Genomic DNA, 14,230 nt, shown 5'->3' with positions numbered 1-14,230 from the left:
CCTTCTGGACGGAGCCGGAGTCTTCATTGGGTGACGCCGTCCAAGGAGAGGCCAGCCGGGGTGACCGACGCCGACAGTTTCCGAGAGTTCGTCGCCGCGCGCGGCCTGGCCCTGTCGCGGACCGCCTACCTGCTCACCGGCGACCACGGCGAGGCCGAGGAACTCCTCCAGGAGACCCTGGTCAAGGCGGCGGCCCGGTGGCGCAAGCTGACCCACGTGGCCGACCACGAGGCGTACGTGCGCAAGATCATGCTCAACCAGCTGCGCACCTGGCGGCGCCCCCGGCGGCTGGTCATCCTGCCGACCGCCGAACTGCCGGAGACCCGGGACCACGAGGATCCGGCCGCCGAGACCGACCTGAAGATCGTGCTGCGGAAGGCGCTGGGCGTGCTCACCGCCAAACAGCGCATCGCGCTCTATCTGACCTTCTACGAGGACCTGCCTGAGGCGGAGGTCGCCGTGCGGATGGGCTGCTCGGTCGGCACGGTCAAGCGACACAAACACGACGCGCTCAAACGTCTGAAGAGAGTGGCGCCTCAGCTGCTGGAAAGGGTGCACTCGTGAACCTGCGTGACACGTACCTTCAGTTGGAGCGGGAGTCCCGCGACTACGCCGACGCCGACCGCGCCCTGGCCACGCTCCGCCGTCGCCGTACGGTACGGCAGAGCGCCGGGGCCGCCGGGCTGGCCGCGGCCGGTCTCGTGGTGGCCACGCTGCTGCTCCAGACCGGCGGGAACGGCGGCGAGATCGCCGCCTCGCCGACACTCAGCGTCGCCACCACCCCCGGTTACGCCGCGCTGCCCGTGAGCGGCCCGGTGGGGCAGGGGGCGGCGGTCTACACACCCTGCCGGGCGACCTGCCCCACCCTGCTGTCCCTCACCGACGGACGGGAGTTCGCGCTGGGCCCCCATACGGTCACCCCGTCCGGGAACATGACGCTCTCCCCCGACGGGCGCTGGCTGGGGTTGCCCACCCTGGCGGGCTACCAGCTCAGGGACCTGCTGGGGGACACGGTCGTCCAGGTCCCCGCCATCGGGACCGGCGGCGCGTTCAGCCCCTGGGTCTGGTCGGCCGACTCGCGGCGCCTGATCCTCGGCTACCACCAGAGCGGCGACGTCAGCGGGTACCTGCAGGTGGATCTGTCCACCGGCAAGCAGACCACGCTCACCCCGTCCGCCGGGTACGAACCGGTCGGCATCCTCCCGTCCGGCGCGCTGGTGCTCCTCGACGAGTCCCAGTACGGCGACGCCGAACGGAAACGGGTGACCCTGCGCGTCGACAGGACGGACATCACCCTCACGGCCTCCCCCGCCGGGGTGTTCGCCGACGCCGACCACGGCCTGTCCGTCCAGGTCAGCGGCGGCCGCATCTTCGTCCTGGAGTACACCGACGAGCAGAAGGTCGCCGTGGCCGAATTCGACACCACGGGCAACCGTGTCCAGTACACCGTCCTGCCGGACGGGGACTACGCCATGGGCCCGACCAGGGACGGCTACGCGACCGTGCGGATGCCGGGCGACCAGGAGAACGGGCGGCAGCAGGTACGCGTCGGCGACCAGGTCATCGGCGAGTACCCAGGCATGGCGGAGATCGCCCTGCCTGGCAGCGCCCGGCACTGAGAAGGTTATTCAAAAGGAGCCCGGCGCCCTTGAAGCGAGCCACCTGCCTCGGGTGACACGATCAACGGGCGAGCTTTTGAATAACCTTCTTTAGGTGGCGGAGGCGGACGGGAATCGAACCCGCCGCGCCGAGCTACTCGGCGCCACCGGTTTTGAAGACCGGGAGGGCCACCAGGCACCTGCACGCCTCCGTCCGGCACCCTATCTCAGACGATCTCCCGCAGACTGCCGTCGATCCGGCGGGTGTGCCCCCTGCCGTCCAGATGTTCGAGCAGGGGGATGACCACCCGCCGCGAGGTGGCCAGCGCCTTGCGGGCGTCGGCCGCCGTGAACGGCTGGGGCAGCCCGGCCAGGACGGCCAGCGCCCGGTCCACGGCACCGGGCGGGAGCACCACCTCGGGGGTGAGCCGGGTGAGCCGTCCGGCCGCCTCGGCGGCGGCCAGGGCGCGGATGTCCAGGCCGAGCTCGGCCAGCCGGGTGCTGTCGGGAGCCGCGAACGGATGGTCGGCCCAGTCCTGGTGCAGGCGGGCAATGCCGGGGGCCAAGGTCGGCGCGGCGGCGGTGAGCCGACCCCGGGAGCGGCCAAGCGGCGTGCCGTCGGCGAGGGCGTCCACCAGCGCACGGTCCGGCAGGTTGAGCGCCTGCCGGACGGTTTCCGCGGGCAGGCCCGGGTCGCGCGGATCGTTCGCGGCGTGCGCCGTCACGATCTCGACCAGCCGTGCGCGCAGCCTCGCCCAGTGCCCGGGGTCGGCCACCCATTCGCCGATCACGGGTTCCGCCGCGACGGGGGCGCCCATCGCGGCCAGTTCGTCCCGCCTGGCCAGGCCGCGCCGCCGCAGTTCGGCCGCGCCGTCCGGGGTGCCGTCCACCTCGGCCAGCTCGGCCGCCCTCGCCCGCGCGGCCCCGCGCCGCCGCAGTTCCGGTGGCCGTACGTCGAGTACGGTGACCGCCCAGACGCGGCGGCTGCCCGGGTCGCGCAGCAGGGCCCGGTCGCCGATGCGCAGGGGGAGGGCCTCGCCGAGCGCGACCCGCGCGACGTCGTCGCCCAGCGGTCGCACCCTGGCCGCTCCCGCCGCCGTCCCGATGTGCCAGATCACCTGCTCGGGAACCTTTTCGGCAGGATAAATCCGGACATCGGCTTGGGAGACGGCCAGCCATCGGTCCGGGGTGACCAGCGTGTCCCCTCGACGGGGACGGCTGGACCCCCGGAGGTTCACGGCGACCCTCGCGAGCCCGGCCACCTCCTCGCACGGCTGGTTCAGGCTGTGCAATCCCCTGACATATACGGACTCGCCCCGGAGGGTGAGCCGGTCGCCCACCCGGATGACGCCCGCGCCCAACGTCCCCGTCACCACGGTTCCCCGGCCTTCGACGGTGAACGCCCGATCGATCCAGAGCCTCACCTCCGCGCCCGGATCCTGCTCAGGCACCGGCAGCCCTTCCAGCGCCGCCCGCAGCTCGTTGAGCCCGTCCCCGGTGACCGCGCTGACCGCGAGCGCGGGAACGCCCGCCAGGCTGGTCCCGCGCAGCCGCTCCCGGCAGTCGGCCAGTACCGGCCCCGGATCCGCCAGATCGGCCCTGGTCACCGCGAGCACCCCCCGGGAGATGCCCAGCCCGTTGATGATCGCCAGATGCTCCCCGGACTGCACGGACCATCCGGCGTCGGCCGCCACCACGAACAGCACCGCGGGCGCCGGCCCCACCCCGGCCAGCATGTTCCCGATGAACCGCTCGTGCCCGGGCACGTCCACGAAGGCCAGCCCGCCGCGCCACACGAACCCGAGGTCGATGGTGAGCCCCCGCCGCCGCTCCTCCTCCCAGCGATCCGGCTCCATCCCGGTGAGCGCCCGCAGCAGCGTGGACTTCCCGTGATCGACGTGTCCGGCGGTGGCGATCACCCGCATACGCCGGTCACCACCGCGAACAGCTCGTCGTCCTCCTCCGGGGCGACCGCCCGCAGGTCGAGCAGGTAACGCCCGCCGTCGGCACGCCCCAGCACGGCGGGGGTGGCGGCCCGCAGCGGGTCGGCCAGGGCGATCGGCAGGGCGACGGCCGCGCTGGGCAGGGCGACCCCGGGGGCGCCCCCGCCGCCGACCGCCGCCGTGGTGTCGACGGCCTGGGCGGTCACCCCGGCCGCGCCCAGCCGTACCACCAGGGCGTCGGCGCGGCGGCGGAGCGTGCCCGGGTCCGCCGTGAGTGCGGCGCGGGTGGGGTTGGCGGTGTGGGTGAGAGTGGCCTCCAGGGCCGCGAGCGTGAGCTTGTCCACCCGGAGCGCCCTGGCCAGCGGGTGCGAGCGCAGGCGTTCCACCAGGTCGGCGCGGCCGAGCAGCAGCCCGGCCTGGGGGCCGCCGAGCAGCTTGTCGCCGCTGGCGGTCACCAGGTCGGCCCCGGCCTTCAGCCAGGTGGCCGCGTCCGGTTCGTCGGGGAGGAGGGGTTCGGGGCGGAGCAGGCCGGAGCCGATGTCGCCGACCAGCGGCACGCCAAGCCCGGCCAGCTCGTGCACCGGCGGCGTGCCCGCGAAGCCCTCGACCCGGTAGTTGGACGGGTGGATCTTCAGGACGAACGCGGTCCTGGGGCCGATCGCGGCGGTGTAGTCGGCGACGGAGGTGCGGTTGGTGGTGCCGACCTCGCGTAATCGGGCGCCGGTGGAGGCCAGCAGCTCGGGAAGGCGGAAGCCCGCGCCGATCTCCACCAGCTCGCCCCGGCTGATGATGATCTCGCGGTTCCTGGCCAGCGCGGTGGCGGCCAGCACCAGCGCCGCCGCGTTGTTGTTGACCACGTGCACCGCCTCGGCCGCCGGGACCGCCTCCGCGAGCGCGGCCAGTGCGCCCCGGCCGCGGCGGCCGCGCCGCCCGGTCGCCAGGTCCAGCTCCACGTCGGTCGCCCCCGCCGCCGTGCGGACCGCCGCCAGCGCGGGCGCGGAGAGCGCCGCCCGGCCCAGGTTGGTGTGGAGCAGCACCCCCGTGGCGTTGATCACGCGGCGCGGCCCGCCGCCCGCCAGCGCGGCCAGCGCCGCCTCCGGCACCCGGGCCGGGTCGATCTCCCCGTCCCTGGCCCGCCGCTGCGCCGTGGTGACCGCGGCTTTCACCCGCTCCCGCCCGTGCACCTCCGTGGGCCCGGCGAACCGGGGATCGGCCAGCACGGCGTCCGTCCGGGGAATCTGCCGACGCGGATCAGTCACGATAAATCGGGATATCGCAATCTGGGGGCGGGCGCAATGATTGGATCATGATGAGGCTGACCCAGTACGCCCAGGGCGGCGGCTGCGCCTGCAAGATCCCACCCGGTGAGCTGGAGGACGTGCTGGCCGACGCGGGTCTGACCACTCCCGGCGGCGACGACCTGCTCGTCGGCCTTGAGTCGGGGGACGACGCGGCCGTGGTACGGATCGAGCACGGCACCGCCGTCGTCAGCACCGCCGACTTCTTCACGCCGGTCGTGGACGACCCGTACGACTGGGGCCGCATCGCCGCCGCCAACGCGCTCTCCGACGTGTACGCGATGGGCGGCCGCCCCCTGGTGGCGCTCAACCTGCTCTGCTGGCCCCGCGAGACCCTCCCGTACGAACTCGCCCGCGAAGTGCTGCGCGGCGGCGCGGCGGTGGCCGCCAGTGCGGGCTGCCACGTCGCGGGCGGCCACAGCGTCACCGACACCGAGCCCAAGTACGGCATGGCGGTCACCGGCCTGGCCGACCCCGCCCGCCTGATGCGCAACGACGCGGGCCGGCCGGGGTTGCCGCTCTCCCTCACCAAGCCGCTCGGCCTGGGCGTGCTCAACAACCGCCACAAGGCGACCGGCGAGGTCTTCCCGCAGGCCGTCGCCACCATGACCGCGCTCAACGCGAACGCGAGCGCCGCCGCGCTGGCGGCGGGCGTGGCCTGCGCCACCGACGTGACCGGTTTCGGGCTGCTCGGCCACCTGTTCAAGCTGGCCCGCGCCTCCGGGGTCACCGCGGTGCTCGACACTGGCGCGATTCCGTTGCTGGACGGGGCCCGCCAGGCCGTACGGGACGGGTTCGTGCCCGGCGGTTCCCGGCGCAATCTCGGCTGGGTGGCCGAGCACCTCGACCCGGGCGGCGTGGACGAGGAGACCCTGCTCCTGCTGGCCGACGCGCAGACCTCCGGGGGCCTGCTGATCGCCGGGGAGATCCCGGGGGCGCCGGTCATCGGCGAGCTCACGCCCCCGGGGGAACACCCCCTTATGCTCCGGTGACCTGCCAGGTCCAGTCGCGGATCTCGGGCAGGTCTTCCCCATGCGCCCGGGTGTACGCGCGAGCCCGCAGCCGGGCGTCCACCATCTCCTGGCGCAGGTGGGCCGCCGTCCTGGCCAGCCCGGGGACCCGGTCGATCACGTCCATGACCAGGTGGAAGCGGTCGATGTCGTTGAGCATGGCCATGTCGAAGGGCGTGGTGGTGGTGCCCTCCTCCTTGTAGCCGCGCACGTGCATGTTGTGGTGGCCGTTGCGCCGGTAGGCGAGCCGGTGGATCAGCCACGGGTAGCCGTGGAAGTTGAAGATGATCGGCCGGTCGGCGGTGAACAGCGCGTCGAACTCGGCGTCCGGCAGACCGTGCGGGTGCTCGGTGGGCGGCTGGAGGCGCATCAGGTCGACCACGTTGACCACCCGGACCTTCAGCTCGGGCAGGCGGTCGCGGAGCAGCGCGGCGGCGGCCAGCGTCTCCAGGGTGGGCACGTCCCCGGCGCAGGCCAGCACCACGTCGGGTTCGGTGCCGGCGTCGTTGGAGGCGAACTCCACGATGCCCAGGCCGCGGGTGCAGTGCGTGATCGCCTCCTCCATGCTGAACAGGTCCAGCACGGGCTGCTTCCCGGCGACCACCACGTTGACGTAGTCGCGCGACCGGAAGCAGTGGTCGGCCACCGAGAGCAGCGTGTTGGCGTCCGGGGGCAGGTAGACGCGGACGACCGCGGCCTTCTTGTTCACCACCACGTCCAGGAAGCCCGGGTCCTGGTGGCTGAAGCCGTTGTGGTCCTGGCGCCAGACGTGCGAGGAGAGCAGGTAGTTGAGCGAGGCCACCGGGCGGCGCCAGGGGATCTCCCTCGCGATGTCCAGCCATTTCGCGTGCTGGTTGAACATCGCGTCCACGATGTGGATGAACGCCTCGTAGCAGTTGAACAGGCCGTGCCGGCCGGTCAGCAGGTAGCCCTCCAGCCAGCCCTGGCAGAGGTGCTCGCTGAGCACCTCCATGACCCGGCCGCCGAGCGCCAGGTTCTGGTCGGTGGGCAGGATCTGGGCGTGCCAGGCCCGGTCGGTGACTTCGAAGACGGCCGACAGCCGGTTGGAGTCGGTCTCGTCGGGGCCCATCAGGCGGAAGTTGTCCGGGTTGGCGGTGATGACGTCGCGGACCCAGCGGCCGAGCACCCGGGTGGGCTCGCTCAGCTGGACCCCCGGTTCCGGCACTTCGACGGCGTAGTCGCGGAAGTCGGGCAGCGCCAGCGGGCGGAGCAGGATGCCGCCGTTGGCGTGCGGGTTGGCGCTCATCCGCAGGTTCCCGGCCGGTACGGTCTGCAGGACCTCGGGCACCGGGCGGCCGCCGGCGTCGAAGAGCTCCTCCGGCCGGTAGGAGCGCATCCACTCCTCCAGCATGGCCAGGTGGGCCGGGTTCTCCCGTACCGTGGCCAGCGGCACCTGGTGGGAGCGCCAGGTTCCCTCCACCGGTTTGCCGTCGACCTCGTGCGGGCCGGTCCAGCCCTTGGGCGTGCGCAGCACGATCATCGGCAGCCGCTCGGCCCGGCCCTGCTTGTAGGCGGCGATCTCGTCGAAGACCTGGTCCAGGGTGTCGGCCATCAGCGAGTGGGCGGCCACCGGGTCGGCGCTCTCCATCAGGTACGGCCGGTAACCGTACCCTTCGAGCAGGGCGATCAGTTCGGGGGTGGGGATGCGGGCGAGCACCGTGGGGTTGGCGATCTTGTAGCCGTTGAGGTGCAGGATCGGCAGCACGACGCCGTCTTTGGCGGGGTCGGTGAACTTGTTGGAGTGCCAGCTGGCGGCCAGCGGGCCGGTCTCCGCCTCGCCGTCGCCGATCACACAGGCCACCACCAGGTCCGGGTTGTCGAACGCGGCGCCGTACGCGTGGGCGAGGGAGTAGCCCAGTTCGCCGCCCTCATGGATGGAACCGGGGGTCTCCGGGGCGACGTGGCTGGGAATGCCGCCAGGGAAGGAGAACTGGCGGAACAGGCGGCGCATCCCGACGACATCCTGCGACACATACGGATATACCTCGGAATAGGTGCCCTCCAGCCAGGCGTGGGCCACCGCCGCCGGGCCGCCGTGCCCGGGACCGGCGATGTAGATCATGTCCTGCCCGCGTTCGGAGATCACGCGGTTCAGGTGGGCGAAACAGAAGTTCAGGCCCGGTGTGGTTCCCCAGTGGCCCAGCAGTCTCGGCTTGATGTGCTCGGGCTTGAGCGGCTCGGTCAGCAGCGGGTTGTCCAGCAGGTAGATCTGCCCCACGGACAGGTAGTTGGCCGCACGCCAGTACGCGTCGATTCTCTCCAGGGTGTCCATAGTTCTGATCGTCAAGCCGGAGTGCGCCGGGAAATAGGGACGTTGGTCACTAGTTGGCGTGGTTCCTCGCCGCCGCGCGTTCGCCCTGGGGAAAGGACCTTGGTCCTTTCCCGGCATGCCGTCCGACCCTTACCCGGCCCGCCGTCCTCCCGTCAAGGTGACGCCAGAGCTGCGAAGGAGGCCCGCCCCCACATGTCCGAGGAATGCGTCGCTCACCCGCGTACGGTCACGTCCCGACGCCCGGAGGGCAGCACCGGCCTGTATTCCCAGTCGGCCACCGTGGCGGACGCGCTGTGCGAGCGGCTGGCCCTGGCGGCCTACGAGCCGGCCGGGAGCGGGCTCGACGCCGCCGACCTGCTCGAACGCTGGGAGGACGACGAGCGGGTGCGGCTCGTCGTGCTCTGCCTGGACGCGCTCGGCGATCCGCGCAGGTTCGCCGCGGTCGCGTCCCGCGTCGGCCGCCGCAAACCCGTCCTGCTGTTCGAGACCGGCCGGCCGCTCCCGGACGGGGAGTCCGGCTCCCGGCTCGCCTCGGCCGTCACCCCCGGCGTCGCCATGGGCGCCCTCGCCGCGGCGACCGGGCTGCTCAGGTTCACCACCCTGGGGGAACTCGTGGACACCGCCCGGCTGCTGGCCGCCCAGCCGCTGCCCCGCGGGCGGCGCGTCGCCCTCGTCGGCGACCCCGCCGACGCCGGGACGCTGATCGCCGCCGCCTGCGAACGCGCGGGACTGGTGGTGGCCGGGAGCGCCGCCGACGCGGACGCCCTGCTCGCCGTGTCTCCGGGCCTGGCCGCCCACCCCGGGAAGACCATGGTCGCCTGCTCGCTCGGGCGGCAGGGGGCCGACGGCCCTGTTCCCCACTATCCGTATCCGGACCAGGCCATCCGCGCGCTCGCCCGGGCCGCGCGCTACGCCGAATGGCGGCGCTGCTCCCACGAGCCCCCGGCCCCCGCGCCCGTGGCGTGCGGCCTGCCGGATCCCGTGGCCCTCCTCAACGGGTTCGGCATCTCCGTCACCGCCGCCACACCCCCGGGCGTGGAGGTCATCGTCGGGGCCGTCAACCACCTGGTCTACGGCCCGCTCGTGATGGTGCAGACCGGCGGCCCCATCGCCGACCTGCTCGTCGACCGTTCCTTCCGGGTGCCGCCCTTCGGCATCGCCACCGCCGCCGAAATGATCGCCGACCTGCACTGCTCTCCCCTGCTGTACGGCTACCGCGGCCGCCGCAAAGCCGACACCGAGGCGCTGGCCGCCCTGGTCCGCGCGGTCGGCCAGCTCATCCTCACCCTGCCGGAGGTGGCGGAACTCGAACTCAGCCCCGTCACCGTCACCGCTGACGGGGCTGTCGTGACGGACACCGCCATCCGGCTGGTCTCCCGGGCCTAGCCTTTCCTCGGCTTTACTCGGTGGCCCGGACCACGGCCACCGGGCACTTGGCGTGGTGCAGCACGCCCCGGCTGACCGAGCCCAGCACCACCGCGCCCAGCGTGGAGCGCCCGTGCGAGCCGACCACGACCAGGTCCGCCTTGGCCGAGGCCGCCACCAGCGCGCCCACGGGGTGCTCGTGGCGGATGTCCTCCGCCACCTTCACCTCGGGATACTTCTCCCGGCAGGACGCGAGCGAGGCGTTGACGGCCTCCTGGCGGGTCTTGGCGATCTCGTCTAGCTCGTAGGCGATCTCGGGGGCGTACGCGTAGACGGGCAGTTGCCAGGCGTGCAGGGCGCGCAGGGTGCAGCCGCGCTGCCGCGCCTGGGTGAAGGCGTAGGTGAGGGCCGGTTCGCAGATCGGGGAGTCGTCCACGCCGACGACCACCTCGCCGCGCTCATGCTCGGGGCGGGACCGCACCACCACGACGGCGCCGGGCGTCTGCCCGGCCACGTGCATGGAGACCGAGCCGACCAGGGTGCCGGCGAAGCCGCCCAGTCCCCGGCTGCCGACCACCAGTTCGGTGGCCTCCGCGGCCTCGGCGCGGAGGACGTCGGCCGGCCGGCCGTTGATCGTCTCAATGGTGACGGCCAGTCCGGGATACCGCAGGTGGGCCGCCTCCTCGGCGTCGGTGAGCACCCGCCGGGCGTGCTGGTCGAGCAGATCCTCCAACCGCGAATCCGGAAATTTCACAATCTGGTACGGCGAGCGGTCCACGGCGTACACGATCCGCAACGGCAGCCGGGCCCGGACGGCGTCCTCGGCCGCCCACTCCACCGCCTGCAGGGCGGCCGGGGAGCCGTCCACACCGACCACGATGACCTCACGCATGGCATCCTCCTTCGTTTCCACCTTGAGTGGACTTCGGAGCCGCTACCCGGACACAGGGCCATTGGTCCTCACCAGGGGGGTCCATGGGCCGTGTCGGCGGAGCCGGGACCTGCCGATACTGGGGACGTTGGCCCCCTGCGCGGACCGCGGACAGAAAGGAAGGACGCTCCGATGAGCGAATCCACTGGCTCCGTACTCGACACGCTCAGCGTGCAGGAGTGCCTGGACCTCATCTCCGGTGGCGGGATCGGCCGGGTCTCCTTCAGCGGCTCGCACGGGCCCACCGTGCTGCCCGTCAACTACCGCATGCACCAGGGCGCGATCGTCTTCCGCACCCGCAGCGGCGGCGTCATGGACGAGGACCTGCGCACGGGCATCAAGGACCTGGACATGTGCATCGCCTTCGAGATCGACTCCATCAACGAGACGACCCGTTCCGGCTGGAGCGTGCTCATCCAGGGCCCCGTCCGGAGCATCCCCAGGTCCGCCATCGCGGGCACCCCCCTGGAGACCTGGGCAGGCGGCGAACGCGACCACTACCTCCGCATCGTGCCCACCCAGATCACCGGACGACGCCTGCGCAACCTCTGACGGTTCCGCCACGATGGCCCCATGACCATCCACGGGGAACGCGCCGACCGCGCTACGGCTAGTTCAGCGGGTGGAGGCGACTCCGGGGGTGGTCAGGGCTTCGGGGTTGACGACTTTGTCGTACAGGTCCTCGGGGACGCCGGACTGTAGGGCGGCGGCTTTGAGGGTGAGGTTTTCTTTGAGGGCGTGGTGGGCTATTTGGGCTGCTTTGTCGTAGCCGATTACGGGGGTGAGGGCGGTGACCATCATGAGGGAGCGGTCGATGTTCTGTTTGAGTTGGGGGGTGTTGAGCTGGGTGCCTTCGATTAGGTAGGTGCGGAAGTGGTGCATCATGTCGGCGAGTAGGCGGGCTGAGTGCAGGACGTTGTTGATGATGATGGGGCGGAAGGCGTTCAGTTCGAAGTTGCCCTCGGCGCCGGCCATGGCGACCGCGCCGTCGTCGGCGATCACCTGGATGGCGACCATCAGCATCGCCTCGGCCTGGGTGGGGTTGACCTTGCCCGGCATGATCGAGGAGCCGGGCTCGTTGGACGGCAGGATCAGTTCGTGCAGGCCTGCCCGGGGGCCCGAGCCGAGCCAGCGCATGTCGTTGGCGAACTTGAAGAGGCAGACCGCCAGGGCGCGGAGCGCCGCCGACAGGCGTACCAGGGCGTCGCAGGAGGCCTGGGCGGCGAACTTGTTGGGGGCGCTGGTGAAGGGGTGGCCGGTGAGGTCGGCCAGTTCGGCGGCGACCTCGTCGCCGAAACCGGGGGGCGCGTTCAGGCCGGTGCCGACCGCGGTGCCGCCGATGGCCAGCGGGTAGAGGCCGGTGAGGGTGTGTTCGAGATGGCCGGAGGCGTCGTCCAGCTGGGCGGCGTAGCCTGACCACTCCTGGCCGACCGTGAGGGGGGTGGCGTCCTCCAGGTGGGTACGACCGATCTTGACGGTGTGCGCCCACTCCTCGCTCCGGGCGGCGGTGGCCTGCCGTAGCCGGGCCAGCGCGGGCAGCACCTCGCGGGCCACGGCCAGCGTCGCCGCGATGTGCATGGCGGTGACGAAGGTGTCGTTCGACGACTGACCCATGTTCACCTGGTCGTTGGGGTGGATCGGCTCCTTGCTGCCGAGCCGGCCGCCCAGCAGCTGAATGGCCCGGTTGGAGATCACCTCGTTGACGTTCATGTTGGACTGCGTGCCGGACCCGGTCTGCCAGACGTACAGGGGGAACTCGCTGTCCAGCGCGCCGCTGACGACCTCGTCGGCGACCCGGCCGATCAGGTCGGCCTGCCACCGCGGCAACCGCCCGGCCCGCCCGTTCACGATCGCCGCCGCCTTCTTGATGTATCCGTACGCGTGGTAGACGGCCTTGGGCATGCGGTCGTCGCCGATGTCGAAGTGGATGAGCGAGCGCTGGGTCTGCGCGCCCCAGTAGTGGTCGGCGGGCACCTCGACGGCGCCGAGCGAGTCGCGTTCGGTCCGGGTGCCGGTGGCCGACAGGCCGATCGGGACGTCGTGGGGTTGGGTGCTCATGCCGCCTCGCTCCGAATCGGCCGGTACTCCGGCTGCCACATCGCGTCCTGCACCCGCTGTACGGGGTCGGCGAGATCGACCCGGGCCAGCCCCTCCACCGCGGCCTGCCGGGCCACCGCCACCGCCACCGTGGCCGAGACCTCGCGGAGGTTCTCCACCTGCGGCAGCAGCGAGGCGCCGGGAGTGGTGACGTCCACCAGCCCGCCCACGGCGTCGGCGGCGGCGTGCAACATGCCCTTGCTGATCCGGCTCGCGTGCGCGACCACCGCGCCCAGCCCCAGCCCCGGATAGAGCAGGGCGTTGTTGGCCTGCCCGATGGCGTAGGTGACGCCGTGGTAGGTGATCGGGTTGATCGGGATGCCGGTGGCGATCAGGGCGCGGCCCTCGGTCCAGCGGAGCAGGTCCTCCGGCATCGCCTCGATCCGGTCGGTCGGGTTGGAGATGGGAAAGATGATCGGCCGCTCCACGTTCCCCGCCATGGTCCGGACGATCTCCTCGGTGAAGGCGCCGTGCACGGTGGAGGTGCCGAGCAGCATGGTCGGCCTGACCCGGCTGACCACCTCGCCCAGCTCGATGCCCTGCACGGTTTTGCGCCAGTCGGCCACCTCCGACGGCGGCCGGGCGTAGCGCACCTGGAAGTCACGCAGATCCGGCATGTCGGCGGTGAGCAGGCCCTGCTTGTCGACCGCCCAGATCTGGCGGACGGCCGTCTCCTCGGCCACGCCGTCCCGGACCATCGCGTCGCAGAGCTGGTCGGCGACGCCGATGCCGGCCGTGCCCGCGCCGAAGACGACGACGCGCTGGTGGCGCATGGGGGTGCCGGCGATGCGGGCGGCGCCCAGCATGGCGGCCAGCACGATCGCGCCCGTGCCCTGCATGTCGTCGTTGAAGGTGGGGATGCGCGGGGTGTACTTCTCCAGGATGCGCCTGGCGTTGGAGGGGCCGAAATCCTCCCAGTGCAGCATCGCGTCCGGGAACAGGCGGGTGGCCGTCGAGACGTACGCGTCGATGAACTCGTCATAGCGCCGCCCGCGCGCCCGCGAATGCCGTACCCCGAGGTAGAAGGGGTCGTTGAGCAGGGCTTCGTTGTTGGTGCCGACGTCCAGGGCCACCGGGATGACGCGGCCGGGGTCGATGCCGGCGGCGGCCGTGTAGACGGCCAGCTTCCCGGCGGCGATCCCCGCCCCGCCGCCCACGCCCCAGTCGCCGATGCCCAGGATCTCCTCGGCGTCGGAGGCCACGATCAGATCCACCTCGTCGGCGGCCAGGCCGAAGTTCCGGAAGGCCTGCTCGATGCCGTCCATGTCGTCGATGGACAGGTAGACGCCGCGCGGACGGCGGTACTCGTGGCTGTAGTTCTTGATGGCCTGGGCCACCGTGGGGTCGTACACGATGGGCAGCATCTCCCGCAGGTGGTCGGAGAGCAGCCGGTAGAAGAGCACCTCGTTGCGGTCCTGCAGCGCCGTCAGGAAGACGTTCTTCAGCAGGTCGGTCGGCTGCGCCAGATACTGCGCGTACGCCCGGGCCTCCTGCTCGTCGAGCGTCTCCACCACCGGCGGAATCAGCCCGTCAAGCCCGAGCCGCACCCGCTCCTCATGACTGAACGCCGTGTCCTTGTTGAGCAGAGGATTCTCCAGTACGGCCAGACCGCCCTCCGAGGTGACGTAGCCGCCGTCCGGGCTCTCCGCGAAGGTCGTCCTGTGGTGACCGGCCCTGTGGTGGCCCATCATCATC

At 71.9% G+C, this 14,230-nt stretch carries 11 protein-coding genes and 1 tRNA gene; 5 read left to right on the top strand and 7 right to left on the bottom strand.

The window, feature by feature from the left end:
• The first annotated feature begins 60 nt into the window (after positions 1-60).
• Both KIP79_RS10735 and KIP79_RS10730 read left to right on the top strand, forming a co-directional pair.
• A complete protein-coding gene (locus KIP79_RS10735) occupies positions 61-564 on the top strand; it encodes a SigE family RNA polymerase sigma factor (protein WP_214104569.1) in 504 nt (167 codons plus the stop codon).
• On the top strand, positions 561-1,619 hold the full coding sequence (locus KIP79_RS10730; RefSeq protein WP_214104568.1) for a TolB-like translocation protein: 1,059 nt from the start codon (positions 561-563) through the stop codon (positions 1,617-1,619). The genes KIP79_RS10735 and KIP79_RS10730 overlap by 4 nt, the downstream gene beginning before the upstream one ends.
• A gap of 95 nt (positions 1,620-1,714) precedes the next feature.
• Here KIP79_RS10730 and KIP79_RS10725 read toward each other — a convergent pair.
• The 3 genes from KIP79_RS10725 to selA all read right to left on the bottom strand — a co-directional run bounded on the left by KIP79_RS10725 (position 1,715) and on the right by selA (position 4,800).
• Positions 1,715-1,810 (bottom strand) — tRNA-Sec (locus KIP79_RS10725).
• A 15-nt stretch (positions 1,811-1,825) separates the two neighbouring features.
• Positions 1,826-3,523, bottom strand: coding sequence for a selenocysteine-specific translation elongation factor (locus KIP79_RS10720; RefSeq protein ID WP_214104567.1), 1,698 nt, complete (start codon positions 3,521-3,523; stop codon positions 1,826-1,828).
• Positions 3,514-4,800 carry an L-seryl-tRNA(Sec) selenium transferase gene (gene selA, locus KIP79_RS10715; protein WP_214104566.1) on the bottom strand — a complete coding sequence of 429 codons (1,287 nt, stop codon included), beginning with the start codon at positions 4,798-4,800 and terminating at the stop codon, positions 3,514-3,516. The genes KIP79_RS10720 and selA overlap by 10 nt, the downstream gene beginning before the upstream one ends.
• Positions 4,801-4,847: 47 nt before the next feature.
• Between selA and selD the strand changes: the two genes are divergently transcribed.
• A complete protein-coding gene (gene selD / locus KIP79_RS10710; RefSeq protein ID WP_214104565.1) occupies positions 4,848-5,831 on the top strand; it encodes a selenide, water dikinase SelD in 984 nt (327 codons plus the stop codon).
• On the opposite strand, the gene KIP79_RS10705 is transcribed toward selD, so the two are convergent.
• Positions 5,818-8,142, bottom strand: a complete 2,325-nt coding sequence (locus KIP79_RS10705; RefSeq protein WP_214104564.1) for a phosphoketolase family protein — start codon at positions 8,140-8,142, stop codon at positions 5,818-5,820. The genes selD and KIP79_RS10705 overlap by 14 nt on opposite strands.
• A gap of 192 nt (positions 8,143-8,334) precedes the next feature.
• Here KIP79_RS10705 and KIP79_RS10700 point away from each other — a divergent pair, with 192 nt between their 5' ends.
• Positions 8,335-9,528, top strand: a complete 1,194-nt coding sequence (locus KIP79_RS10700) for an acetate--CoA ligase family protein (RefSeq protein WP_214104563.1) — start codon at positions 8,335-8,337, stop codon at positions 9,526-9,528.
• A gap of 13 nt (positions 9,529-9,541) precedes the next feature.
• Here KIP79_RS10700 and KIP79_RS10695 read toward each other — a convergent pair whose 3' ends face one another.
• Positions 9,542-10,399, bottom strand: a complete 858-nt coding sequence (locus tag KIP79_RS10695) for a universal stress protein (protein WP_214104562.1) — start codon at positions 10,397-10,399, stop codon at positions 9,542-9,544.
• 171 nt (positions 10,400-10,570) lie between these two features.
• Here KIP79_RS10695 and KIP79_RS10690 point away from each other — a divergent pair, with 171 nt between their 5' ends.
• Positions 10,571-10,990, top strand: coding sequence for a pyridoxamine 5'-phosphate oxidase family protein (locus tag KIP79_RS10690; RefSeq protein WP_214104561.1), 420 nt, complete (start codon positions 10,571-10,573; stop codon positions 10,988-10,990).
• Positions 10,991-11,053: 63 nt separating this feature from the next.
• Here KIP79_RS10690 and fumC read toward each other — a convergent pair whose 3' ends face one another.
• Together fumC and KIP79_RS10680 are read right to left on the bottom strand one after the other, a co-directional pair.
• A complete protein-coding gene (gene fumC, locus KIP79_RS10685) occupies positions 11,054-12,496 on the bottom strand; it encodes a class II fumarate hydratase (RefSeq protein ID WP_214104560.1) in 1,443 nt (480 codons plus the stop codon).
• Positions 12,493-14,229, bottom strand: a complete 1,737-nt coding sequence (locus tag KIP79_RS10680) for an NAD-dependent malic enzyme (protein WP_250213013.1) — start codon at positions 14,227-14,229, stop codon at positions 12,493-12,495. The genes fumC and KIP79_RS10680 overlap by 4 nt, the downstream gene beginning before the upstream one ends.
• Position 14,230 lies beyond the last annotated feature (1 nt).

This window comes from Acrocarpospora catenulata (genome assembly GCF_018476525.1).
Taxonomy (GTDB): Bacteria; Actinomycetota; Actinomycetes; order Streptosporangiales; family Streptosporangiaceae; genus Acrocarpospora; species Acrocarpospora catenulata.
This window is presented reverse-complemented; position numbering and strand designations above follow the sequence as displayed.

Excerpts from the sequence above, each read along its gene's own strand:
- selD (WP_214104565.1), top strand. The coding sequence starts at position 4,848 with ATGATGAGGCTGACCCAGTACGCCCAGGGCGGCGGCTGCGCCTGCAAG.
- KIP79_RS10695 (WP_214104562.1), bottom strand. The coding sequence starts at position 10,399 with ATGCGTGAGGTCATCGTGGTCGGTGTGGACGGCTCCCCGGCCGCCCTG.
- KIP79_RS10690 (WP_214104561.1), top strand. The coding sequence starts at position 10,571 with ATGAGCGAATCCACTGGCTCCGTACTCGACACGCTCAGCGTGCAGGAG.
- fumC (WP_214104560.1), bottom strand. The coding sequence starts at position 12,496 with ATGAGCACCCAACCCCACGACGTCCCGATCGGCCTGTCGGCCACCGGC.
- KIP79_RS10720 (WP_214104567.1), bottom strand. The coding sequence starts at position 3,523 with ATGCGGGTGATCGCCACCGCCGGACACGTCGATCACGGGAAGTCCACG.
- KIP79_RS10700 (WP_214104563.1), top strand. The coding sequence starts at position 8,335 with ATGTCCGAGGAATGCGTCGCTCACCCGCGTACGGTCACGTCCCGACGC.
- KIP79_RS10680 (WP_250213013.1), bottom strand. The coding sequence starts at position 14,229 with ATGATGATGGGCCACCACAGGGCCGGTCACCACAGGACGACCTTCGCG.
- KIP79_RS10705 (WP_214104564.1), bottom strand. The coding sequence starts at position 8,142 with ATGGACACCCTGGAGAGAATCGACGCGTACTGGCGTGCGGCCAACTAC.